The organism is Streptomyces phaeochromogenes, assembly GCF_001418655.1.
Taxonomy (GTDB): Bacteria; Actinomycetota; Actinomycetes; order Streptomycetales; family Streptomycetaceae; genus Streptomyces; species Streptomyces phaeochromogenes.
Genome location: NZ_LIQZ01000067.1, coordinates 102,677 through 123,910, shown reverse-complemented (window position 1 = coordinate 123,910; position 21,234 = coordinate 102,677). Strand labels below are relative to the sequence as shown.

General features: G+C 70.8%; 18 protein-coding genes and 1 pseudogene. 11 read left to right on the top strand and 8 right to left on the bottom strand.

All coding sequences use genetic code 11. From position 1 onward, the window contains the following. Positions 1 to 28 precede the first annotated feature (28 nt). The 7 genes from AOK17_RS10020 to AOK17_RS09990 are packed head-to-tail and all read right to left on the bottom strand — an operon-like array spanning position 29 to position 7,026. On the bottom strand, positions 29 to 1,150 hold the full coding sequence (locus tag AOK17_RS10020) for an acyl-CoA dehydrogenase family protein (protein WP_055612010.1): 1,122 nt from the start codon (positions 1,148 to 1,150) through the stop codon (positions 29 to 31). Then, complete coding sequence (locus AOK17_RS10015) at positions 1,147 to 2,391, bottom strand: acyl-CoA dehydrogenase family protein (protein ID WP_055612009.1); 1,245 nt, start codon at positions 2,389 to 2,391, stop codon at positions 1,147 to 1,149. Before AOK17_RS10015 ends, AOK17_RS10020 begins: the two co-directional genes overlap by 4 nt. Positions 2,392 to 2,420: 29 nt before the next feature. Continuing rightward, a complete protein-coding gene (locus AOK17_RS10010) occupies positions 2,421 to 3,569 on the bottom strand; it encodes a thiolase family protein (protein WP_055612008.1) in 1,149 nt (382 codons plus the stop codon). Further along, the gene (locus tag AOK17_RS10005) at positions 3,566 to 4,051 is read right to left on the bottom strand and encodes a Zn-ribbon domain-containing OB-fold protein (protein WP_055612007.1); all 486 of its coding nucleotides are present in this window, start codon (positions 4,049 to 4,051) and stop codon (positions 3,566 to 3,568) included. Before AOK17_RS10005 ends, AOK17_RS10010 begins: the two co-directional genes overlap by 4 nt. A gap of 1 nt (position 4,052) precedes the next feature. Then, positions 4,053 to 4,964, bottom strand: a complete 912-nt coding sequence (locus AOK17_RS10000) for an SDR family oxidoreductase (RefSeq protein ID WP_055612006.1) — start codon at positions 4,962 to 4,964, stop codon at positions 4,053 to 4,055. Between the two features lie 2 nt (positions 4,965 to 4,966). Continuing rightward, on the bottom strand, positions 4,967 to 5,701 hold the full coding sequence (locus AOK17_RS09995; protein ID WP_055612005.1) for a hypothetical protein: 735 nt from the start codon (positions 5,699 to 5,701) through the stop codon (positions 4,967 to 4,969). Continuing rightward, the gene (locus AOK17_RS09990) at positions 5,701 to 7,026 is read right to left on the bottom strand and encodes a phenylacetate--CoA ligase family protein (RefSeq protein WP_055612004.1); all 1,326 of its coding nucleotides are present in this window, start codon (positions 7,024 to 7,026) and stop codon (positions 5,701 to 5,703) included. The genes AOK17_RS09995 and AOK17_RS09990 overlap by 1 nt, the downstream gene beginning before the upstream one ends. Positions 7,027 to 7,200: 174 nt before the next feature. Between AOK17_RS09990 and AOK17_RS09985 the strand changes: the two genes are divergently transcribed. From AOK17_RS09985 to AOK17_RS09960, 6 genes are all read left to right on the top strand, one after another. Continuing rightward, entirely contained in the window at positions 7,201 to 7,962 is a 762-nt protein-coding gene (locus AOK17_RS09985; RefSeq protein ID WP_055612038.1) for an electron transfer flavoprotein subunit beta/FixA family protein, read from the top strand. 75 nt (positions 7,963 to 8,037) lie between these two features. Beyond that, a complete protein-coding gene (locus AOK17_RS09980) occupies positions 8,038 to 9,000 on the top strand; it encodes an electron transfer flavoprotein subunit alpha/FixB family protein (protein WP_055612037.1) in 963 nt (320 codons plus the stop codon). Positions 9,001 to 9,084: 84 nt separating this feature from the next. After that, a complete protein-coding gene (locus tag AOK17_RS09975; RefSeq protein ID WP_055612003.1) occupies positions 9,085 to 10,164 on the top strand; it encodes an amidohydrolase family protein in 1,080 nt (359 codons plus the stop codon). Positions 10,165 to 10,199: 35 nt separating this feature from the next. Beyond that, positions 10,200 to 12,863 carry a bifunctional acetate--CoA ligase family protein/GNAT family N-acetyltransferase gene (locus AOK17_RS52100; protein ID WP_055612002.1) on the top strand — a complete coding sequence of 888 codons (2,664 nt, stop codon included), beginning with the start codon at positions 10,200 to 10,202 and terminating at the stop codon, positions 12,861 to 12,863. Then, the gene (locus tag AOK17_RS09965) at positions 12,860 to 13,834 is read left to right on the top strand and encodes an LLM class flavin-dependent oxidoreductase (RefSeq protein ID WP_055612001.1); all 975 of its coding nucleotides are present in this window, start codon (positions 12,860 to 12,862) and stop codon (positions 13,832 to 13,834) included. Before AOK17_RS52100 ends, AOK17_RS09965 begins: the two co-directional genes overlap by 4 nt. Positions 13,835 to 13,850: 16 nt before the next feature. Beyond that, positions 13,851 to 14,396, top strand: a complete 546-nt coding sequence (locus tag AOK17_RS09960) for a PaaI family thioesterase (RefSeq protein ID WP_079052909.1) — start codon at positions 13,851 to 13,853, stop codon at positions 14,394 to 14,396. 38 nt (positions 14,397 to 14,434) lie between these two features. Here the strand turns inward: AOK17_RS09960 and AOK17_RS09955 are convergent, their stop codons facing one another. Next, positions 14,435 to 15,586: an acyl-CoA dehydrogenase family protein gene (locus AOK17_RS09955; protein WP_055612000.1), complete on the bottom strand. Its 1,152-nt coding sequence runs from the start codon at positions 15,584 to 15,586 to the stop codon at positions 14,435 to 14,437. 151 nt (positions 15,587 to 15,737) lie between these two features. On the opposite strand from AOK17_RS09955, the gene AOK17_RS09950 reads away from it, so the two are divergent. From AOK17_RS09950 to AOK17_RS09930, 5 genes and pseudogenes are all read left to right on the top strand, one after another. Then, a complete protein-coding gene (locus AOK17_RS09950; protein WP_055611999.1) occupies positions 15,738 to 16,496 on the top strand; it encodes a class I SAM-dependent methyltransferase in 759 nt (252 codons plus the stop codon). Positions 16,497 to 16,640: 144 nt separating this feature from the next. Beyond that, positions 16,641 to 17,240 (top strand): MSMEG_1061 family FMN-dependent PPOX-type flavoprotein, encoded by a 600-nt coding sequence (locus AOK17_RS09945; protein WP_055611998.1) that lies wholly within the window; start codon positions 16,641 to 16,643, stop codon positions 17,238 to 17,240. A gap of 20 nt (positions 17,241 to 17,260) precedes the next feature. Continuing rightward, entirely contained in the window at positions 17,261 to 18,130 is an 870-nt protein-coding gene (locus tag AOK17_RS09940) for an ABC transporter ATP-binding protein (RefSeq protein WP_055611997.1), read from the top strand. Continuing rightward, positions 18,127 to 19,107: an ABC transporter substrate-binding protein gene (locus AOK17_RS09935; protein WP_055611996.1), complete on the top strand. Its 981-nt coding sequence runs from the start codon at positions 18,127 to 18,129 to the stop codon at positions 19,105 to 19,107. The genes AOK17_RS09940 and AOK17_RS09935 overlap by 4 nt, the downstream gene beginning before the upstream one ends. A 46-nt stretch (positions 19,108 to 19,153) precedes the next feature. Continuing rightward, positions 19,154 to 21,223: pseudogene (locus AOK17_RS09930) on the top strand (iron ABC transporter permease); the annotation flags it as partial. Between the last annotated feature and the right edge of the window lie 11 nt (positions 21,224 to 21,234).

Below are 21,234 nucleotides of genomic sequence, written 5' to 3'. Positions count from 1 at the left end.
GGCTTCGACTACGGCTACGGCTACGGCTTCAGATGCCGAGCCGGTCCAGCAGTCGTTCGTGGTACACCGCCGGGCCGCCGAAGAGCAGTTGTGAGGACTTGGCCCGCCGGAAGTACAGGTGGGCAGGGTGCTCCCAGGTGAAGCCGATGCCGCCGTGGACCTGGATGTTCTCCATGGCCGCGAACACGTAGGCCCGTGAACAGCAGGCGTGGGCGACGGCGGCGGCGACCGGGAAGTCGGGGGCGCCCTCGGCAGCCAGCCGTGCCGCCTCTCGGGACGCGGCCTCGGCCAGCTCCACCTGGACGAGCATGTCCGCGCACTTGTGCTTGACGGCCTGGAAGGAACCGATCGGCCGGCCGAACTGATGCCGGGTACGGGCGTAGTCGGCGCTCGTCTCCAGACACCGGCGGGCCCCGCCCGCCTGCTCGGCGGCCAGCCCGACCGTGGCGATGTCCAGGACCTTCGCCATGACGCGGCCACCCGCCCCGTCCGCGCCGACGAGTGTGGCGGGCACGGCGTCGAACGTCAGCCGGGCCATCGCTCGGGTGGCGTCCAGGGTCTCCATCGGTTCGGCCTCCAGTCCCGTCGCCCGCCGGTCGACGGCGAACAGCGAAGGGCCGGCGACAGTGCGGGCGACGACGAGGAGCAGATCGGCCGTCGTACCGTCGATGACGAAGGCCTTGCGACCGCTCAGCCGCCAGGCGCCGTCTCCGCCCCCGTCCGGCACGGCACGTGCGGAGATCAGGGCAGGGTCCCAGGAGCCGCTGTCCTCGGCGACGGCGAGGGTGGCCGTGGTCCGACCCGAGGCGATGCCCGGGAGGTGGCGAGCGCAGGCCTCGCTGTCGCCCGAGGCCAGCAGTGCCTGGGCGGCCAGGACGACTGTTGCGAAGAAGGGCGCGCACAGCAGGGCGCGGCCCATCTCCTCCAGTACGACGCCGAGTTCGACCGGGCCGAAGCCGTCACCGCCGTACTCCTCCGGGATCACCAGCCCCGGCAGCCGCAGTTGGTCGGCGGCCTGCGCCCACACCGCCGGGTCGAAGCGCGGTTCGCTCTCCATGAGCTTGCGCACGGCTTCCTCGGGTGACTTGGCTTCGAGGAACTCCCTTACAGAGGAACGCAGTTCGAGCAGTTCGCTCTCGTCGGCGGTCACGACCGCACCTCCTTGGTCGTGGCGACGGCCGGTTCCTTCGGCAGACCGAGGACGCGTTCCGCGAGGATGTTCTTCATGATCTCCTCGGTGCCGCCGAGGATGAGCAACGCCGGGGTGGCCAGGAGGAGTTCGGACCAGGCGTACGTGCCCCACTTGCCGGTGTCGGCGATCACGCGGGGGCCGAGGACGTCGGAGACGAAGTGGGCGGCCCGGGTGAGGTTCTGACCGTACATCAGCTTCGAGACGGACATCTCGGGGCCGGGTGCGACCCCGCCGCGGAGTCTGCGCAGGGCGCGCGTGTTGAGGTGTTCGGTGGCCATGGCGTCCACGAGGAGTTCGGCGAGACGGGCGCGCAGGGCGCGGTCGTCCCAGGTCCAGGTGGCACGCATCAGTGCCGAGAGCCGGTCCGGGGACAGGGCCGCGGCCACCGGGCCCGCGCCCTCGCTGCCGACCGTCGCGCGCTCGTTCATCAGGGTGGTCAGGGCGACGGTCCAGCCGCCGTCGACCTCGCCGAGGCGGTGGTCGTCGGGGACGCGTACGTCGGTGAGGAAGACCTCGTTGAAGTCCGCGCCGCCGGTCATCTGCCTCAGCGGCCGGACCTCCACACCGGGGGCGTCCATGGGGACCAGGAAGGCCGTGATGCCGCGGTGCTTGGGCGCGTCCGGGTTCGTACGGGTCAGTGCGAGGCCGATCTGGCTGTGCTGGGCGACCGAGGTCCACACCTTCTGCCCGTTGAGCACCCAGTCCTCTCCGTCACGGACGGCCTTCGTCGCCACGCTCGCCAGGTCCGATCCCGCGCCCGGCTCGCTGAACAGCTGGCAGGCGATGGCGTCCCCGCGGTACATCGCGGGCAACCAGCGGTCCTTGATGCGGGGTTGGGCGTGGGCGAGGATCGTCGGGCCGATCATGCCCAGGCCGATGACGCTCAGCGTGCCGGTGTCGGCGACGTCGTACTCGGACTCGATGGCGTCGTAGAGCAGGTCATGGACGGGGGTGAGGCCACGGCCGCCGTACTCGGGCGGGCCGGTGATCCAGCCGAAGCCGTTCTCGTGGCGGATCCGCTGCCACTCCCGCGCCCGTTGCACGTGCTCGCGCTCCTCCTCGGGCGGGAGGCTGCTGAAGTACGCCATCGTGTCGTCGCCCTCACCCCAGGTGAAGGCGGTGTGGTCGGGGGCCTTTGTCACGTGGGCGTCGAGGAAGCGGCGCACCTCGGCGGCGAAGTCCTGCATGTCCTGTTCCATCACGGGTTCCCTGTGTTCTCGGGTCGCTCTCAGGTCGAGAGGATCGTCACCGCCGACACGCCCGGCGCGCCGTACAGGTGGGTGTAGCCGACGCGCGGAGTGCCGGGGATCTGCCGGGTGCCCGCCGTGCCGCGCAGCTGGAGCACGATCTCGTGGATCTGGCGCAGGCCGGAGGCCCCGATGGGCTCACCGTTGCCGAGCAGGCCGCCGTCGGTGTTGACCGGAAGGCGGCCACCGATCTCGGTGGCACCTTCGGCGATGAGGCGTTCCTGTTCGCCGTCCTTGCAGAGGCCGTTCTCCGCCATGTGGATGATCTCCGACCCGGCGTCGGTGTCCTGGAGCTGGGCGACGTCGACGTCCTCGGGTCCGATGCCTGCCCGTTCGTACGCCTCGCGTGAGGCGTCGACCGTCGGGCTTTCCACCGGCTCTCCGACGGGGAACGACGGGCTCTGCACCTCGAAGGCGCCGAGCCTGCGGCTGCGCAGGGAGGTGGACCGGATCCGTACGGGCGTGGAGGTGTACTTGTGGGCCTGGTCGGCGCGGCACAGCACGAGGGCCGCGGCGCCCTCGTCCGGGCCGCAGTACATGTACTGGCGGAGCGGGTAGTTGAGGACCGGGGAGGCGAGGACCTCCTCAGGTGTGAGGGGAGTTCGGCGCCAGGCCTTCTCGTTTCCGGCCGCGTTGCGGAAGTTCTTCGACGCCACGCGCGCGAGCGTCTCGTGGGAGATGCCGTGGTCGTGCATATAGCGGTTGATCTTCATGCCGAAGAAGTGGGTGGTGAGGAAGAGCCCGGTCTGTCCGTACCAGGAGGGGATGCCCGCGACGGAGGGGTCCGCGGCGAACGCGCCGCGCGGGTGTTTGTCCAGACCGATGGCGATGGTCAGGTCGTGCTCGCCGGTCTCGATGGCCCGGGCAGCCAGGGCCACCGCCGTGCCGGCCGTGGCGCAGCCGTTGAACACGCCACGCAGCGGCACGCCGGTCAGGCCCAGCTTGCCGACGATCGCGTCCGGGTTCGCGACCTCGAAGCTGCCGACGTAACCACCCTGGATCTGCGGCCAGGTGACGCCCGCGTCGGCGAGCGCCAGCCGTACGGCGTCCGCGCCCATGTCCATGGCGGGCTTGCCGGGAAACCGGCCGAAGGGGTGGAGCCCCACCCCGATGATGACGGCCTCGGTCATGACGCCTCCTCTACCGGCTCTGTCTGGGCCAACTCCTCGACCGGGATGGACTCTTCGACCGGGGCGAACGCGAACGTCATGACCTCGGTGCCGTCGTCCCGCACGGCGTAGGGCACGAGCGTCAGCCGCATGGCCTGCCCGATCCGCAGCTTCTCCGGGTCGGGTTCGGTGAGACGGGCCTCGACCAGCAGCTCGCCGGCGAGTTCGACGTAACCGACGGAGTACGGCTCGAAGGTCTCCGGGCCGTCGTAGGGCGGGGACGGCGGGCGGAAGTTCTGGGTCGTGTACGTCCACAGCGTCCCGCGGTCCGCGAGCAGCCGTATCTTCGACTCGTCGCTCGCGCACCGGACACAGTCCGAGGCGGCCGGAAAGCTCACCAGACCGCACGCCGTGCACTCGGAACCGATGAGCCGGAGGGGTTCGGATTCGGAGGGCGGCCAGGTGAACAGGCCCTCGGCGACCGGTAGTTGCCTTGTCGTCATGTCACGCCCCGTTCCGGTTGCCGAGGGCGTCGGCGTTCGGAGCCGCCTTGGCCACCAGGTTCGGTACGACGGAGGACAGCTCCTCCGGCGTCCACCGGGTCTCGGCACTCGCGCCGGGGCCGTTGACCCAGCCCTCCAGTACGGTGATCCGGTTGCCCACGACGCCGAACACCCGGCCGGTGACCTCGCGCGACGCCGCCGAGCCCAGCCACACCACGAGCGGCGAGATGGCCTCCGGGGTCAGGTCCTCGCTCTCGGCGGCCCGCTTCATCATCTCGATGTCCTCGGTCAGCCGGGTGAGCGCGGTGGGCGCGATGGCGTTCACCGTCACGCCGTAGCGGGCGAGTTCGGCCGCGGCGATGACGGTGAGGCTCGCGATACCGGCCTTTGCCGAGCCGTAGTTCGACTGGCCCGGGTTGCCGAAGATGCCGGACGGAGACGTCGTGTTGATCACCCGGGCGTCGTTGTCGTGACCGGACTTGGCCCGCACCCGCCAGTACGCGGCGGCGTGGTGCAGGGTGGCGAAGCTGCCCTTGAGATGGACGGCGAGCACGCTGTCCCAGTCCCGCTCGGTCATCGACACGATCATCCGGTCACGGAGGATGCCGGCGTTGTTGACCAGCACGTCGAGACCGCCGTAGGTGTCCACGGCCTGCTGGACGAGTCGGCCTGCGCCCTCCCAGGTGGAGATGTCGTCCGTGTTCGCCACCGCCTGACCGCCGGCCGCGGCGATCTCGTCGACCACGGTCTGGGCGGGCCCGGTCGAGGAGCCTCCTCCGTCGCGTGTACCGCCCAGGTCGTTGACCACGACCTTCGCTCCGTGCGCGGCGAACGCCAGGGCGTGTGCCCTGCCGATCCCGTTGCCGGCCCCGGTGACGACCACGACACGGCCGTCGACCACTCCTTCGGACATCCTCAACTCCTTGCTGAATACGGTGAGTCGGCATCGCCGAGCAGTACTCGCGGGTCCTCGCTGCCGCAGGCGCACCTGCCGGTGGCGACGCGGCCCGCGATGCCGAGCGGTGTCTCGGGGAGCAGCGAGGCACGCCCCTCCCCCGCCGCGACGTACAGCTGTCCGTCCTCGCGCTCGCAGACCCGCCATTCGGCGCCGTTGACGTGCGCGCCGCACCGCTCGGGGCACTCCAGCGCGAGAGCAGGTCCCACGGCGGAGATCAGGGAGGCGGACACACCCACCCCGCGGAGTATCGGCACGGCCGCGGGCCGGGCCAGTACGAGCGACGTCGAGCGGAACATGTCGCCGAGATCGGCCGCTCCGGCGAGACCTTCCAGGGTCTCCGCCGACAGGCCGATCACCGCGTGCGGGTCCAGTTCGCGGTGGAAGACCGAGGTCCGGCGGTGGTCCCAGCCCATCGCCTCGGCGATGCCGTACGTGACCTTCAGCTTGCGCAGTGCGCCGATCACCGCGTGGCCCCAGAAGCCCTCGAAGCCGGAGGTGGTAAGCAACGCCCGCTGCCCGGCGGCCAGCCCGTGCTCCCGCAGCCGTGCGGTGACCCAGTCGGTGTCGCGGGCGAGTTCCGCCCAGGTCAGCTCCATGTCCCGCATGCCGTCGGCGGTGGGGAAGCGTACGAGGTAGGCCAGTTCGGGCCGGTCGAGTGTCCTGGCGCGGGCCAGGGTGTCGGCGCGTGCCATCAACTCTTCACCACCCGGGGGAACTTGGCGACGCTGGTCATGGTCTTCAACAGGTCCTCCTCGGTGCGCATGTCGAGCACCGGCTTGACTCCGGTCCGCTCACGCACGGCCTCGCCGAGCCGCCCTGCCAGGGCGTCGACATCCGCGGTGAGCCCCGGGTCGTAACCGACGCGCAGCCGCAGTTCGTCGACCTCGCGCCGGTCCCGGACGATCTGGAAGACCCCCGACGCCGTCTCCGGCTGGTCCTCCACGGCCAGCCAGATGTCCCTCAGGACCACGGAACGCCCCTGGACCAGGGTCTCGTCGCCGCGCCGCCCGGCCACCCACATCCGGGCGTGGGTACGCCCGCAGCCACAGCGGTCGCCCGAGAGGCGGACGAGGTCCTCGCTGCGGTAGCGGATCAGTGGGGCGGCCCGGTTGTCCAGGTCGGTGGCGACCAGTTCGCCGAGGTCCGTCTCCGGGACGTCACGCCATCCGCCCTGTTCGTCGACCTCGACGCACTCCGCGAAGACGGTGTCCTCCCAGAGGTGGAAGCCGTCGTGCTCGCGGCACTCCCAGGCGGTGCCGGTGTCGGCCGCGCTGGTGTACTCGTAGACGTCGATGCCCCAGTCGTCGCGGATCCGCTCGCGCATCTTCCGGCTGAGGGGCTGTCCGGCGCACGAGGCACCCTTCAGGGAGGAGAACGCCTCCTTGAGATCGGTCTTCTCGGCGAGGTGCTCCAGCTCCACCATCTGCGGATACATCATCTGCAGGTAGGCCGGCCGGTAGGTGCGCAGTGCCTCGACGACTTCGTTCATCTTCCCGAGCCAGGTGTCCACCTCGATCACCACGGCGCCGAGCGCCTGGTAGCCGGGGTCCATGAGGTTGCGGAAGGTGCCGGGCGGGCTCAGCACCCGGTCCCCGGGCCTGAGGCCGAGCTCCCAGAGGTCACGCACCTGTGCGGTGACCAGGGGCGGTGCGTCCTCCCAGATCTCGGCGAAGAACTCCGGGTCGCCGGTGGTGCCGGAGCTGGAGGAGACGGAGGTCAGTCCTTCGACGGGCACGCAGAGCAGACCGCCGAAGGGATCGCCGGTACGGGCCCGGTGGGCACGCACCATGCCCTTGGTGATGAACGGTATGCGCGCCCGGAAGTCCTGCAGGGAGCGGATGTCACGTGGGTGCACCCCGTGCTCGTCCCAGAGCTCGCGGTAGAAGGCGGAGTTGCCGTAGGCGTACTCGACGAGTTCCACGACCCGTTCTTCCTGCCGCGCCCGCAGTTGGTCACGGGGCATGGTCTCCACCTGTGGCTCGAAGTACCTGTCCCCGGTGTCCCTGTCACCGCCCATGGCGCCTCCTCGCGGCTCGGCTGCCCAGATCTTCCAGCTATCAGCACAATCAGTCAACCAATTCGACGGATTTTCGGGAGAGTCTCGCGCTCCGGCGATCCATATAGTTAACTATTAGCACTCATTAGACCTTCGGCAGAGCACGGAGAGAGCACTGTGAAGATCGTTGTCTGCGTGAAGCACGTGCCCGACGCCACGGCGGACCGCACCTTCACCGAGGAGGGGAGCACCGACCGCGAGTCGGTCGACTCCCTGCTGTCCGAACTCGACGAGTACGCCGTCGAGCAGGCCCTGCGGATCGCCGAGTCGGGCGTCGACGCCGAGATCAGCTACCTCACCGTCGGCCCCGACGACGCGAAGGACGCCCTGCGCAAGGCACTCGCCATGGGCGGCGACTCCGCGACACATGTGAGTGACGAGGACATCGAGGGCAGCGACGCCTTCGGGACCTCACTCGTGCTGGCCAGGGCGATCGAACGGCACGGCTTCGACCTCGTCCTGTGCGGGATGGCCTCGACGGACGGCACCATGGGCGTCGTACCCGCGCTGCTGGCCGAACGACTCGGGGTCCCGGCCGTCACCCACATCGAGGAGCTGACGGTCGAGGACGGCACGGTCACCGGCCGCCGCGAGGGCGATTCCGCGACCGTCCGGGTCCAGGGCTCACTTCCCGCCGTCGTGTCGGTGACCGACCGTTCCGGCGACGCCCGCTACCCCTCCTTCAAGGGGATCATGGCCGCGAAGAAGAAGCCCATGGAGACCCTCGACCTGGCCGACCTCGGCATCGACGCCGGGCAGGTGGGCCGGGCCGGTGCGTGGTCCGCCGTGGACACCGCGACCAGGCGTCCGCCGCGCTCCAAGGGGGAGATCGTCACCGACGACGGTACGGGCGGCACGGGGTTGGCCGCGTTCCTCACCGCCAAGAAGTTCGCCTGACCACGCCCCCACACACACATCACCATGCGGCCCCGCCCCGTCCCGGAACCGTTCCAGCAAGAGGAGTACAGCACCGTGGCCGAGATCCTCGTACTCGTCGATCACACCGAAGGCGTCGTTCGCAAGCCGACCCTCGAACTACTCACCCTGGCACGCCGGTTGGGCGAACCGTCGGCCGTCTTCCTCGGCCACGACGCGGACTCCGCGACCGAGGCGCTCGGCCGGTACGGCGCGCACAAGGTGTACGTCGTGGACGCCCCCGAGGTCGACGAGCTCCTCGTCACTCCGGCCGTGGACGCGCTCACCCAGATCGCCGGGAGCACCGGCCCGGCGGCGATCCTGCTGCCCTCGAACCCGGACGGCAAGGAGACCGCCGCACGGGTCGCGCTCCGCCTGGAGTCGGGGCTGATCACGGACGCCGTCGACATCACCGCAGGCGAGGACGGCCCGGTCACCGAGCAGTCCGCGTTCGCGGCGACGTACCAGGTTACGGCCCATGTCACCCGGGGCATCCCGGTGATCACAGTCAAGCCGAACGCCGCCGCCCCCGAACCGGCCCCCGTCACACCCGAGGTCGAGAAGTGGGACGTCACCTTCGGGCCCGCCTCGGCCGCCGCCAAGGTCCTGTCCCACTCACCGAGGGAACGGGGCGACCGGCCGGAGCTGACCGAGGCCGACATCGTGGTCTCCGGAGGCCGCGGCGTGAACGGCGCCGAGAACTTCGCGGTCATCGAGCGCGTCGCCGACACCCTGGGCGCGGCCGTCGGGGCGTCCCGCGCCGCCGTGGACGCGGGCTGGTACCCGCACAGCCACCAGGTCGGCCAGACGGGCACCCAGGTCTCCCCGCAGCTCTACCTCGCCGCCGGCATCTCGGGGGCGATCCAGCACCGCGCGGGCATGCAGACCTCCAAGACCATCGTCGCGGTCAACAAGGACCAGGACGCGCCCATCTTCGAGCTGGCCGACTACGGCGTCGTGGGCGACCTCTTCCAGGTGCTCCCGCAGCTGGTGGAGGAGATCGAGCGGCGCCGAAGCTGATCTCCACCCCTCCCGGCCTTCCGCCCGGAGACCGATACGACTAAAATAGCTAACTGATTGCATCCATTGACCCGAAGGAGCGCCATGACGAAGATCTGGGTCAACTCGGGGGACTCCCACGTGATGGAACCCGACGACCTCTGGATCCGGGCGCTGCCGCCGCGCCTCGCCGACCGTGCGCCGCGCAGCGAACGCGGCGACAAGTACGAGGTGCTCTACATCGACGGCGAGCGCATCGACCGCCAGCTGAACGACTTCATGGACGCCATGCGACCGCCCGGCGCCCGCGACCTCGACGTCCGCCTCAAGGACCTGGACCAGGAGGGCGTCTGGGGCCAACTCGCCTTCCCCTCCATGGGGTTCTGGCTGTGCTCGATCACCGAGCGGGAGCTCGCGCGGGAGACCGTACGGGCCTGGAACGACTGGGCGCACTCCGAGGTCCTCGGGAAGCAGAAGCGCATCATCACCCCCGCCTGCGTCTCGACGACCAACGTCGAGGACGCGGTCGCCGAGGTCGAACGGGTCGCGGAGATGGGCTTCCAGTCGGTCTTCCTGCCGTGCTCCACCCGGCCCGGTGAGGAGTACGCCCTCGACCTCTGGGAGCCGCTGTGGACCGCGGCCGAGCGGGCCGGTGTCGTACTCGGCTTCCACATCGGCACGGGCGGCGAGAACGTCGTCTTCCGCGGCCCCGGCGGCGCCGTCGTCAACTACATGGAGACGACCTACCCGGGCATGCGCGTGGTCTCGCACATGGTCGCGGGTGGCGCCCTGGACCGTCACCCCGACCTCAAGATCCTCATCGCGGAGGGCGGCGCCGGCTGGGTGCCGGCCATCGGCGACCGGATGGACGAGGCCTACCGCCAGCACGGCATGTTCGTACGGCCGAAGTTGAGCCGGCTGCCCAGCGAGATCATCAGGCAGCAGGTGTACGCCTCCTTCCAGCACGACAAGAGCTCGGTGGAGATCGTCGAGGCGACGGGCTACCGCAATGTGATGTGGGGCGACGACTACCCCCACCTGGAAGGCACGTACGGGCACACGCAGTCCACGCTGCACGAGCTGTTCGACGGTGTGTCCGACGAGATCCGCGAGCGCGTCACGCGCGGCACCTTCAACGAACTGTTCCGGCTTCCCGAGCAGACTCCCCAGGAGGCGGCCGTCTGAGCGGCGTCGGCGACGCGAGGACCCCGGACGAAACAGTGACCACTCCCCCGTATCCCGAGGACCTGCAACAGCCCGCGTACCCCGATGACCTGGAACAGCCCGGACTCGTCAGGACCGGGCGGTCGACCTTCGTCCGGCCCATCCGGCCGGAGGACGCCGACCGTCTGGTCGCCTTCGTCGGCGGTCTGTCGCGGGCGACCCTGGCCTACCGCTCGCTCGGCCCGGTGATCCGGGCGCGCGACGACGTGATCCGGCGCGGCGCGTACGTGGACTACCTCAACGAGCTGGCACTCGTCGCGCTGGCCGGCGACGAGATCGCGGGCCTGGTGCGCTACGTCCGTGACACCGAGGACCCGGACCACGCGGAGGTCACCTTCACCATCCGGGACGACGACCAGAGCGAGGGTTTCGGCAGGCTGCTCCTGGAACACATCGCCGCTGCCGCCCGTGCCCGGGGCATCCGGGTCCTCAAGGCCGACGTCCTCGCCGACAACACCCGCATGATCAACGTGTTCCTCGGCTCCGGCTACCGGGTCGAGTCCGGGCCGCCCGGACAGATCGTCCACTTCGACATCGCCGTCGACCCACAGGCCCAGGCGGTCGCCCGGGCCGAGCGTCGCGAGCACACGGCCGTACGACGCTCGCTGCGCCCCCTGCTCGAACCCCGGTCGGTCGCGGTGATCGGCGCCAACCGGAGTCCCCTGACGATCGGCCACGAGATCGTGGCCAACCTGCTGCGAGGCGGCTTCCGCGGCAGCGTGTTCCCCGTCAATCCACGGGCCGGGCAGGTCGCGGGAGCCCGGGCGTACCCGAGCGTCCGGGAGCTGCCCGAGACACCGGACCTTGCGCTGATCGCCGTACGGGCCGAGGCGGTGCCCGATGTCGTACGGGAGTGTGCGGAGGCCGGCGTCAAGGCGGTGGTCGTCGTCTCCACCGGCTTCGGGGAGACCGGCGCGGTCGGGCGGTCGACCGAGCTGGAGCTGTCCCGCTTCGCCCGCGCCTCCGGGATGCGGCTGGTGGGCCCGAACTGCATGGGCGTGGTCAACACGACGCCCGCGGCGAGGCTGGCCGCGACCTTCTCGCCCGCCCTGCCCACGCCCGGCCGGGTGGCGATGTCCAGCCAGTCCGGGCCGCTGGGGCTCGCGGTGCTCGACTTCGCCCGGCGGCTGCGACTGGGCTTCTCCGGGTTCGTATCGGTGGGCCATGCCGTGGACGTGTCCACCAACGACCTCCTCCAGTGGTGGGAGGAGGACTCCGAGACCTCGGTGATCCTGCTGCACGTCGAGACCTTCGGCAATCCACGCCGGTTCGCGCGCATCGCCCGCCGGGTCGCACCGCGCAAGCCGATCATCGCGGTCCACCCGGGGCACGGGCACGCGACGGGTCAGGTGGATCCGGGAGGGCGAGGAGGCTCGGGGCTTCGGGGAGAGCCGGGAGGTCTCGGGGACCCGAGAGGTCGCGGGGATTGGGGAGGTCGCGGGGATTCGGCTGGGCATGCGGATCCGCCAGGTCCATCGGATTCGGCGGTGAGTTCGCTGTTCGCCCAGTCCGGCGTGATCCGTACGCGCAGCCTCCAGGAGCTGTTCGACGCGGCGCTGCTGCTCGCCCACCAGCCGCCCCCGCCCGGCAACAGGGTCGCCGTGATCACCAACGCGGGCGGCCCCGCGGCACTGACCGTCGGAGCGTGCGTGGCCAGCGGCCTGCGGGTGCCCCCGCTCGGCGAGCGCACCCGCGAGACGCTCCGCACGGCCCTCGGCCCCGGGGCGGAGGTCGCCAACCCGGTCGACCTCACCCCGATGGCTACCGCCGCGCACTACCGACAGGCACTCGACGCCGTACTTGCCGACGACGGGATCGACGCCGCCGTCGTCCTGTTCATGCCCCCGCTGGCGGACAAGCCCGACGAGGTGGCGGCGGCTATCCTCGACGCGGCCGAGGCCGCGCCCTCGAAGCCGGTGGTGGCAAGTTTCCTGGGCGGCGCGGGCGTCGCCGATCTCCTCCACCGGGGCGAACTCGTCGTCCCCACCTACACGTTCCCCGAGTCGGCGGCGGTCTCGCTCGGGCATGCGGCGGCCTATCAGGCGTGGCGGAGTACGCCCGCGGGTGTCATCCCGGATCTCCCTGGAGTCGACACCGAGCGGGCCAGGTCGCTGCTCGCCGGATGCGCCCCCGGACCCGTACCGCCGCGTATCGCCACCGAGTTGCTGGGCTCGTACGGGATCGCCGTACGGGACGCCGAACCGAGCTCCGGGCCGGGCTCTGAGCCGAGGTCTGAGCCCGGGTCCGAACTGGCGTCTGAGTCGGGGTCTCGGCTGGGTTCCGGCCCGGACGCGTTCCTCTCCGTCGGCGCCGACCCGGTGTTCGGCCCGGTGATCGCCTTCGGCCTCACCGGGGACTACGCCGACCTGATGACGGACGTCGCCCACCGGGTGACCCCGCTCAGCGACCGGGACGCCCGGGAGATGGTCCGCTCGCTGCGGGCGGCTCCGCTGCTGGACGGCAGGGTGGGCGGCCCGGGCGTGGACCTCGCGACGCTGGAGGAGACCGTGCTGCGGATCTCCGCGATGGTCGAGGACCTGCCCGAGATCGAGGCGATGGAGCTGCGTCCGATACGGCTGCTGCCGCCCGGGGACGGGGTCGCCGTCACCCGCGCGACGATCCGGCTCGCCGACGAAACAAGGAAAGGTGGCCCCTCGTGAGGGTTGGCATCTACTTCGACATGCGCAATCCCCCGCCCTGGCGGCAGAGTTGGTCCCGGGTGTACGGATTCGCCCTGGAGATGTGCGAGGAGGCGGACCGGCTCGGTATCGACTCGGTCTGGTTCTCCGAACACCACGGCTTCGAGGACGGATACCTCCCGCAGCCGCTCACGATGGCGGCAGCGGCTGCGGCCCGCACACGGCGGATCCGCCTCGGTACCGCGGTCATCCCCGCACCGCTGCACGCGGCGCCCGAGATCGCCGAGCAGGCCGCGCTCGTGGACATCATCAGCGACGGCCGCCTGGACCTCGGACTCGGCACGGGCTATCGCGTGCCCGAATACCGGCTGTACGACGCCGACCTGACCAAGCGCTACTCCACGACCGACCAACGGGTGCGGGAGATCCGCGGACTGTGGGCCGAGTCCCTGGTCACTCCCGGACCGGTCCAGGACCCGCTGCCGATCTGGCTCGGCTACCAGGGTCCGCAGGGCGCCCGCCGGGCAGGCCGACTGGGCACCGGGCTGCTGTCGCTCAACCCCGCGCTGCTGCAGCCGTACCGGGAAGGGCTCGCCGAGAGCGGCTACGACGTGTCGGCGGGCCGGATGCAGGGTTCGTTCACCACGTTCGTCACCGAGGACCCGGAGGGCGACTGGCCGGTGGTCCGCAAGCATCTCTCCTACCAATGGGACAGCTACCGCCGGTACATGGTGGAGGGGACCGAGCAGCCGGCCCCCCGCCCGATCAACCCCGAGAAGTGGCGGGAGACGGGACTGAGCGCGACCGGCGTCGGTCAGTTCCTGTACGGCACACCGCAGGAGACCGCCGATGCCATCAAGGAGTACGTGGCGGGGCTGCCGGTCGAAGGGGTGTTCCTGTGGGCCTCACTGGCCGGGATGCCCGAGGAGATGGTCGCCCGCCAGGTCCAGCTCATCGCCGGGAAGCTGCGCCCGCTGCTTGCCGATGTCTGACACGAGGAGTTCCGCCATGTCGACGACTGGAACCGGAAAGACCGACGCGTCGGCGCCGAACGGGCACTGGGCGGGGTCGGGCCTGTCGGAGCCGCCCCGTACCGCCGGGGGCGTGACCCTGTGCGGTGGGTGCCGCGCCGCCGGTTCCTGTCGACTCGGCGTCGAGCGCGAACGGCTCGACGAGGAAGGTGTGGCGAGGTTCGAGCTGAGCTGTCCGCGTTCCCACGAGGGCGGCCCCGATGTCGCGCACGGCGGCTGGACGGCTGCCGTCCTGGACGACTGCCTCGGCCATCTCCCGTTGCTGCACGGCGTGATGAGCGTGACGGCCGAGCTGACGGTGAGCTTCGTGAAGCCGGTACCGGTGGAACGGCCCCTGGAACTGCGGGTGTGGGCCGACCGGAGGGAGGGCTCCCGCTGGTACATCGCGGGCGAGTTGACGCTGCCGCCGGGCGGAGCGGTACTGGCCCGCGCCTCGGGTATCTGGGTGACACGCGACCAGAGCCACTACGCGCGGCACGCGCAGTGGCTGGCCGGACAGGGCGGGGACGCCGAGGACCGGTGAGACCGACAGGCCCTGCCGAGGACGCCGGGAGGGGGCGGTCAGTAGGAGCGCAGGCCCATGCTGCGGGCTATCCCGTTGCGCTGGATCTGGCTGGTCCCGCCGGAGATCGTGGCGACGATCGACTCGCGGTAGCGGAAGCTCATCACGCTCTCGGTCGAGAACCCGTGCCCGGCGCAGACCTGCATTCCGAGCCTGGCAGCGGCCACGTACGTCTCCGAACCCTTCAGCTTCGCCATCGAGCCCTCGCGGGTGCACGGCTTGCCCTGGGCGAGCAGCCAGGCAGCGCGGTACGCGAGCAGCCGGGCGGAGTCGATCTCGGTCTGCAGATCGGCCATCGCGTGGGCGAGCGCCTGGAAGTTGCCGATCGGACGGCCGAAGGCGTGCCGGGTGCGCGCGTACTCCAGCATCTCGTCCAGGGTGGCCTGTGCGGCGCCCAGATAGCCCCCGCTGATGATCACCTTCTCCAGTTCGATGTTGGAGAGCATGACCTTCCAGCCCTCGTCGCGCGGCCCGACGAGGTTCTCCTTCGGTACGAGGGCGTCGTTGAAGAAGACCTCGTTGGTGCCCAGGATGTGCCGGGCCAGGGTCGGGGTGCGGCGTACTTCGACACCGTCGGTCGCGGGGTCGACGAGCAGCAGGCTGATGCCGCCGTGCTTGGGTTCGCGGGGTCCCGTCCGCACATAGGTCGCGATGGTCGTGTCGGGGAGCCCGCCGCCGGTGCACCATGCCTTCTGGCCGCGGACGCGAAAGTGGGCGCCGTGGTCCTCCGCGGTGGTGCGCAGCGCGGCGGCGTCGGAGCCGCTGTCCGGCTCGCTGAGGCCGACCGCCAGCCGGTGGCGGCCGGTCATGACCTGCTCGCGGATGAAGTCGCGCTGCGCCTCGTTGCCCCACCGGAACACGGTGATCCCCGGAATGAGTACGCCGATGTAGCACATGGCGACGTCGAAACTGGCCCGCCCGAGTTCCTCGGCGATCAGGACGAGTTCCAGCGGGCCCCCGCCGTCGCCGCCCTCCTCCTCGCTGAACGGCAGCGAGAACCAACCGAGTTCGGTCATGCCCCGGAACAGCTCGGGCGGTACGACGCCCTCCTCGTCCCACTGCTTCGCCTTCTCGGCCGGGCACACATCGGCGACGAACTGCCGTGCCGTCGCGCGCAACATGTCCTGCTCGTCGGTCAGCCCGAAGTCCACGGCCACTCCTCGCCACCACTAGGCTATTCCTATAGCTAATTATTCTATGTTAGCGGATAGGTGTGGAGAGAGGTACTCACAGAGGCGGGCTGTGCCGATATGGCGGATCGGCTGCTGACAACTCCACCCTCCGCCCGGGAGGATCATGGGCATGGCCTTACCCGCGAACCAGCCCCGCGCCCTGTCCTTCGACGCCGTTGCCGCGCAGTACGCCGCCACCCGCCCCGACTATCCGCCCGCCCTCTTCGACGCCATGGAGGAGCTCACCGGCCGACCACTGGCCGACGCCGACGTGCTGGACTGCGGAGCCGGCACCGGCATCGCCACCCGGCTCCTGCGCGAGCGCGGTGCCCGTGTCGTCGCGATGGAGCCGGGCGCCGGTATGGCCGCGGAGTTGCGCCGGGCCGAACCCGAGGTCCTGTTGGTGCGGGGCGAGGGGAACCACCTTCCCTTCGCCGCCGGCAGTTTCGACGTGGTCGCCTACGCGCAGGCCTGGCACTGGACCGACCCGGTTCACTCCGTCCCCGAGGCACTGCGCGTGCTGCGCCCCGGCGGCGTACTGGCCCTGTGGTGGAACCAGGCCGACATCCGCGTCCCGTGGGTCGCGGCGGAGGAAGACCGGCTCGCGCCCTTCACTCGCGGCTTCCCGACGACGGTGGCTGAATCGTTCGCCCCGTTCCCGGTCCGGGTGGCCACCCGTGAGATCACCTGGTCGCGCCGGATCACCATCGAGGAGCACATCCGCAACCTCGCCACGCACTCTCACTTCGTGGTCATGGACCCCGCCGAGCGCACCCACCTCCTCGGCGCGAACGGCACCGCGCTGGCGCGGCTCTTCCCCGACGGCGAGCTCGACGAGCCGTACCGGTGCGGCCTGACCGTCGTGCGGCCGGCCGCCGCTCAGGGCTGATCAGAGCCGGGAACCCCGGGGGCGCGAGGACAGCCCCACGCACCCCCGCGTTCTCGTCCGCACCGCAAAGTAAGGTGATCCTAAGTTCGGGATAATGATCCATGTGCAACCACTCGCTGGACGCACGCACGTTGGGAGTCGGCCTTGCCGCACACGATCGACACCGCCGGGAACGGGACGGACGCCGCGACCGAGGAGGGCTGGGTCGAGCTGGGGTCGAGCGCCGAGTTGCGTGAGCTGCTGGGCGAGCCCTGGCCCATAGTCATCGAGAAGGTTCACGGCCAACTCACCGACAAGGACCGGGACATCGTGGCCCGCTCACCCTTCTGCCTGCTGGCCACGTCCGACGCGCGCGGCAACTGTGACGTCTCCCCGCGCGGGGACGCCCCGGGCTTCACGTACGTCATCGACTCCGGCACGCTCGCCCTGCCCGACCGGCCGGGCAACCGGCGCGGCGACAGCTTCCACAACATCCTCGACAACCCGCACGCCGGTCTGCTGTACCTGATACCCGGCAGCAAGGAGGTTCTGCGGGTCAACGGCCGGGCACGGATCCTCACCGACGCCCCGTTCTTCGACGCGATGAAGCTGGACGATCAGCGCCCCACGCTGGCCCTGGTCCTGGAGATCGACGAGATCTACCTGCACTGCCCGCAGTCGCTGCGCCGCTCGGGAGTGTGGAATCCGGCGTCCTGGCAGACCGGCCGAACCAGTTCCCGACCACCCCTGTCAAGGCGAATTTAGGTTAGGCTAACCTTCACCGCGTGAGATCTGGTGAAGAAGCAGCCGACGCCCCGCGTCTGCGCGGTCATGAACTGTCGGCCACGGGTGTGACCGTGTCGTACGACGGCGTCGACGTCGTACACGACGCCGCGGTCGCGCTCCGGCCCGGCGAGGTGACCGTTCTGGTCGGTCCCAACGGCAGCGGCAAGTCGACGCTCCTGCGGACGATCGCCCGGTTGCAGCGGGGCCGTCACGCCACGCTCAGGATCGACGGCGACACCGACGGCCTCGCCCTGAGTGCCCGTGAGTTCGCACGCCACGTCGCCCTGCTGACCCAGGGCCGCCCCACACCCAGCGGGCTGACCGTGCGCGACGTCGTCGAGTTCGGCCGCTACCCGTACCGGGGCCGCTTCGGCCGGCCCGATCCGGACGCGTCGGCCGCGGTCGACCGGGCGCTCGCCCTGACCGGTGTCACCGACCTCGCGGAGCGGGGCGCCGACCACCTGTCCGGCGGCCAGTTGCAGCGGGTGTGGCTCGCCAGCTGCCTCGCCCAGGAGACCGGCGTACTGCTGCTCGACGAGCCGACCACCTATCTCGACCTGCGCTACCAGATCGAACTCCTCGACCTCATCCGCGACCTGGCGGACGACCACGGGATCGCCGTCGGTGTCGTCCTGCACGACCTCGACCAGGCGGCGGCCATCGCCGACCGGATCACGCTGCTCGAAGCGGGCCGGATCGTCGCCGACGGCCTGCCCGAGGACGTCCTCACACCGGAACGCCTCACCGATGTCTACGGCATCCGGATCGACGTCGACACAGACCCCCTCACCGGCCGACTGCGCACCCGCCCGATCGGCCGCCACCACACACGAAACACTCGAACCGAAAGGCTCGGCACCACCTCATGAGACGCCTCCTCCTCACCGCGGCCGCCACCACCGCCGCGGCACTCGCCCTTGCCGCCTGCGGCACCACCGAGCCCGCCGCGGACAAGTCCGAGAAGAAGTCGGAGGCCATCACCCTCACCGACGGCACCGGCGCGAAGCTCAAGCTCGACGGCCCGGCCACCAAGGTCGTCGCCACCGAGTGGAACGAGGTCGAGAGCCTCATCACCCTCGGCGTCGACCCCGTGGGCGTCGCCGACGTCAAGGGCTACAAGACCTGGGACACCGCCGTCCCGCTGAAGAACGAGCCGAAGGACATCGGCACGCGCGGCGAGCCGAGCATGGACACCGTCGCCTCCCTCTCGCCCGACCTCATCGTGGCCTCCTCCGACCTGCCGCCCGCGGCCGTGAAGCAGCTGCGGAAGATCGCCCCGGTGCTGGGTATCAAGTCCGCCGACGCCTCGGACCAGGTCGGCCAGATGCTGGAGAACCTCGACCTCATCGCCAAGGCCACCGGGACCACCGACAAGGCCAAGACCGCCCGTACGAACTTCGAGGCCAAGGTCGCCGACGGCAAGAAGGCCCTGGCCGACGCCGGTCTCGACGGCACGGACTTCGCCTTCGCCGACGGCTACGTCACCTCCAACCAGGTCTCCCTGCGCCCGTACACCAGCGGCTCGCTCATCGGGGCCGTCAACGAGCAGATCGGCCTGAAGAACGCCTGGAAGATCAAGGGCGACGCGGCCTACGGCCTCGGGACCACCGACGTCGAGGGCCTGACCGCCCTGCCGAAGGACGTCCAGTTCGCCTACATAGGCAACGACGGCGACAAGGGCAGCACGCCCTTCACCGGCGCGCTGGCGAAGAACGCCGTATGGACGTCCCTGCCGTTCGTGAAGGCCGACAAGGTGCACCGACTGCCCGACGGCATCTGGATGTTCGGCGGCCCCCAGTCGATGGAGGCGTACATCGACGCCGTCGTCGACGCGCTGACGAAGTAGACGACCCAGAAGGAAGCAGAGAACCAGAAGCAGACGAAGTAGCGGAGCCATGGCCGTCACCACAACGCCCCCCGTCACCCGTCCGCCGACGGCCGCGTCCCGGACGGGCGCGGTCGCGGTGGCGGCCGGGCTCGTCCTCCTGGTCGCCGTCCTCGCCGTCGTCGACATCACCCAGGGCACCGCGGCCGTCGGACCGGCCGAGGTGTTCAAGGCCCTCACCGGGCAGGCCGATCCGTCCGACGCGTCGGTCGTGATCGCCTCCCGGCTGCCGCGGATGACCGCCGGCATCCTGGTCGGCGTCATCCTCGGCGTGGCGGGCGCCGTACTGCAGGCCGTCAGCCGCAATGTGCTCGCCGCTCCCGACACCCTCGCGGTGAACGCCGGTTCGTATCTGGCGCTCGGGCTGGTCGGCGCCACCGGCGTCTCGCTCCCGCTGCTCGCCTCCTCCGGGGTCGCCTTCACCGGCGGGCTCCTGGCCGCGGCCGTCGTACTCGCCCTGTCCGGCCTCGGCACGGGCACCGTACGACTGGTCCTCGCAGGCACCGCTCTGGCGCTGGGCCTGACCTCCATGACGGAAAGCCTGCTCCTGCTGTTCCCCGAGCAGACCGAGGGCCTCTACCAGTGGAACCAGGGCAGCATCAGCCAGAACGGCTTCGACGGCGTCCTGCAGATGCTGCCCGTCGCCCTGATCGGACTCGTCGGCCTGCTGCTGACCGCCCGTCGGGTCGACGCACTCGCCCTCGGCGACGACGCCGCGCGCGGACTGGGCGTCCCGGTCCGCGCCACGCGCGTGACCGTGGTCGTCCTGGCGACGCTGCTGTCCGCGGCTGCGGTCACGCTCGCCGGGCCCATCGGCTTCGTCGGCCTGTGCGCACCGGCCCTGGTGCGTCCGCTCGCCCGCCGGTTCCGGGGCCTCGTCCGCACCCGTACGAACTTGCCCGTGGCCGGTGTCGTCGGCGCGGGGCTCGTCCTCGGGTCGGACGTGCTGCTGCGGGCCCTGGTGCCCTCGGACACGGCGGTCGCCGTCCCCACGGGCGTCGTCACCAGCCTCATCGGCGCCGTGTTCCTGGTGGTGATGGCCCTGCGGCTGCGGGACACGTCCGGGGCCGAGGCACCGGACCGGTTGCGCATCCCCAGCCGGACGGCGTTCCTGGTCACGCTGGCCGCCCTCGTCGCCGTGGTCGTCGGCGTCACGATCGCCGGCGCGCTGCTGGGCGACAGCAAGCTCCTGCTCGGCGATGTCGTGAACTGGGCGCAGGGGCGGGCAGGTCAGACCGTGTCCTTCGTTCTCGACACCCGGATGCCCCGGGTGCTCGCGGCCCTGTGCGCGGGCGCGGCGCTCGCTCTGGCCGGCACGCTGGTGCAGGCCGTGACCCGCAACCCGCTCGCGGAGCCGGGGGTGCTGGGCGTGTCCGGCGGAGCCGCGCTGGGCGCCGTACTCCTCGTCACCACCGTGCCCGTCGCCGGCACCTGGAGCGTGGCGGGAGCCGCGTTCGCGGGCGCCGCGATCACCTCCGTCATCGTCTTCGGGCTGGCAGCCCGGGGCGGCTACCAGCAGAACCGGCTGGTCCTCGTCGGCATCGGCATGGCCGCCGGTACGACGGCACTGGTCAGTCTGCTCATCGTGCTCACCGACCCGTTCAACGCCACCAAGGCGCTGACCTGGCTGTCCGGTTCGACGTACGGCCGGACCATGCCGGACGTCCTGCCCGTCGCGCTCGTGCTGGTGCTCGGCCTTGTCGTCGCGGTCGCCCGGCGCACCGAGCTGGACCTCATCTCGCTGGACGCGGACACCCCGCGCCTCCTCGGCCTGCGATTGTCCCCGGCCAGGCTCGGCTTCCTGGTGGTGAGCGTCCTGCTCAGCGCGACCGCCGTCGCCTCGGCCGGCACCATCGGCTTCGTGGGCCTGGTGGCCCCGCACGCGGCACGTGCCCTCGTGGGCCGGCGGCACGTACGGGTCGTGCCGGTCGCCGTCCTCCTCGGCGCAGCGCTCGTCTGCACGGCCGACCTCCTCGGCCGCACGGTCATCGCCCCCGCCCAGTTGGGCGCCGGCCTCATGACGGCGGTCATCGGCACCCCGTACTTCCTCTATCTGCTGGTACGAAGCCGGCGCTAGCCCCGCGGGAC

Coding starts and splice junctions, on each gene's coding strand:
- AOK17_RS09990 (WP_055612004.1), bottom strand. CDS start 7,026: ATGGGCGGTGACAGGGACACCGGGGACAGGTACTTCGAGCCACAGGTG.
- AOK17_RS10000 (WP_055612006.1), bottom strand. CDS start 4,964: ATGTCCGAAGGAGTGGTCGACGGCCGTGTCGTGGTCGTCACCGGGGCC.
- AOK17_RS09950 (WP_055611999.1), top strand. CDS start 15,738: ATGGCCTTACCCGCGAACCAGCCCCGCGCCCTGTCCTTCGACGCCGTT.
- AOK17_RS09975 (WP_055612003.1), top strand. CDS start 9,085: ATGACGAAGATCTGGGTCAACTCGGGGGACTCCCACGTGATGGAACCC.
- AOK17_RS10005 (WP_055612007.1), bottom strand. CDS start 4,051: ATGACGACAAGGCAACTACCGGTCGCCGAGGGCCTGTTCACCTGGCCG.
- AOK17_RS09960 (WP_079052909.1), top strand. CDS start 13,851: ATGTCGACGACTGGAACCGGAAAGACCGACGCGTCGGCGCCGAACGGG.
- AOK17_RS10015 (WP_055612009.1), bottom strand. CDS start 2,391: ATGGAACAGGACATGCAGGACTTCGCCGCCGAGGTGCGCCGCTTCCTC.
- AOK17_RS10010 (WP_055612008.1), bottom strand. CDS start 3,569: ATGACCGAGGCCGTCATCATCGGGGTGGGGCTCCACCCCTTCGGCCGG.
- AOK17_RS09935 (WP_055611996.1), top strand. CDS start 18,127: ATGAGACGCCTCCTCCTCACCGCGGCCGCCACCACCGCCGCGGCACTC.
- AOK17_RS09995 (WP_055612005.1), bottom strand. CDS start 5,701: ATGGCACGCGCCGACACCCTGGCCCGCGCCAGGACACTCGACCGGCCC.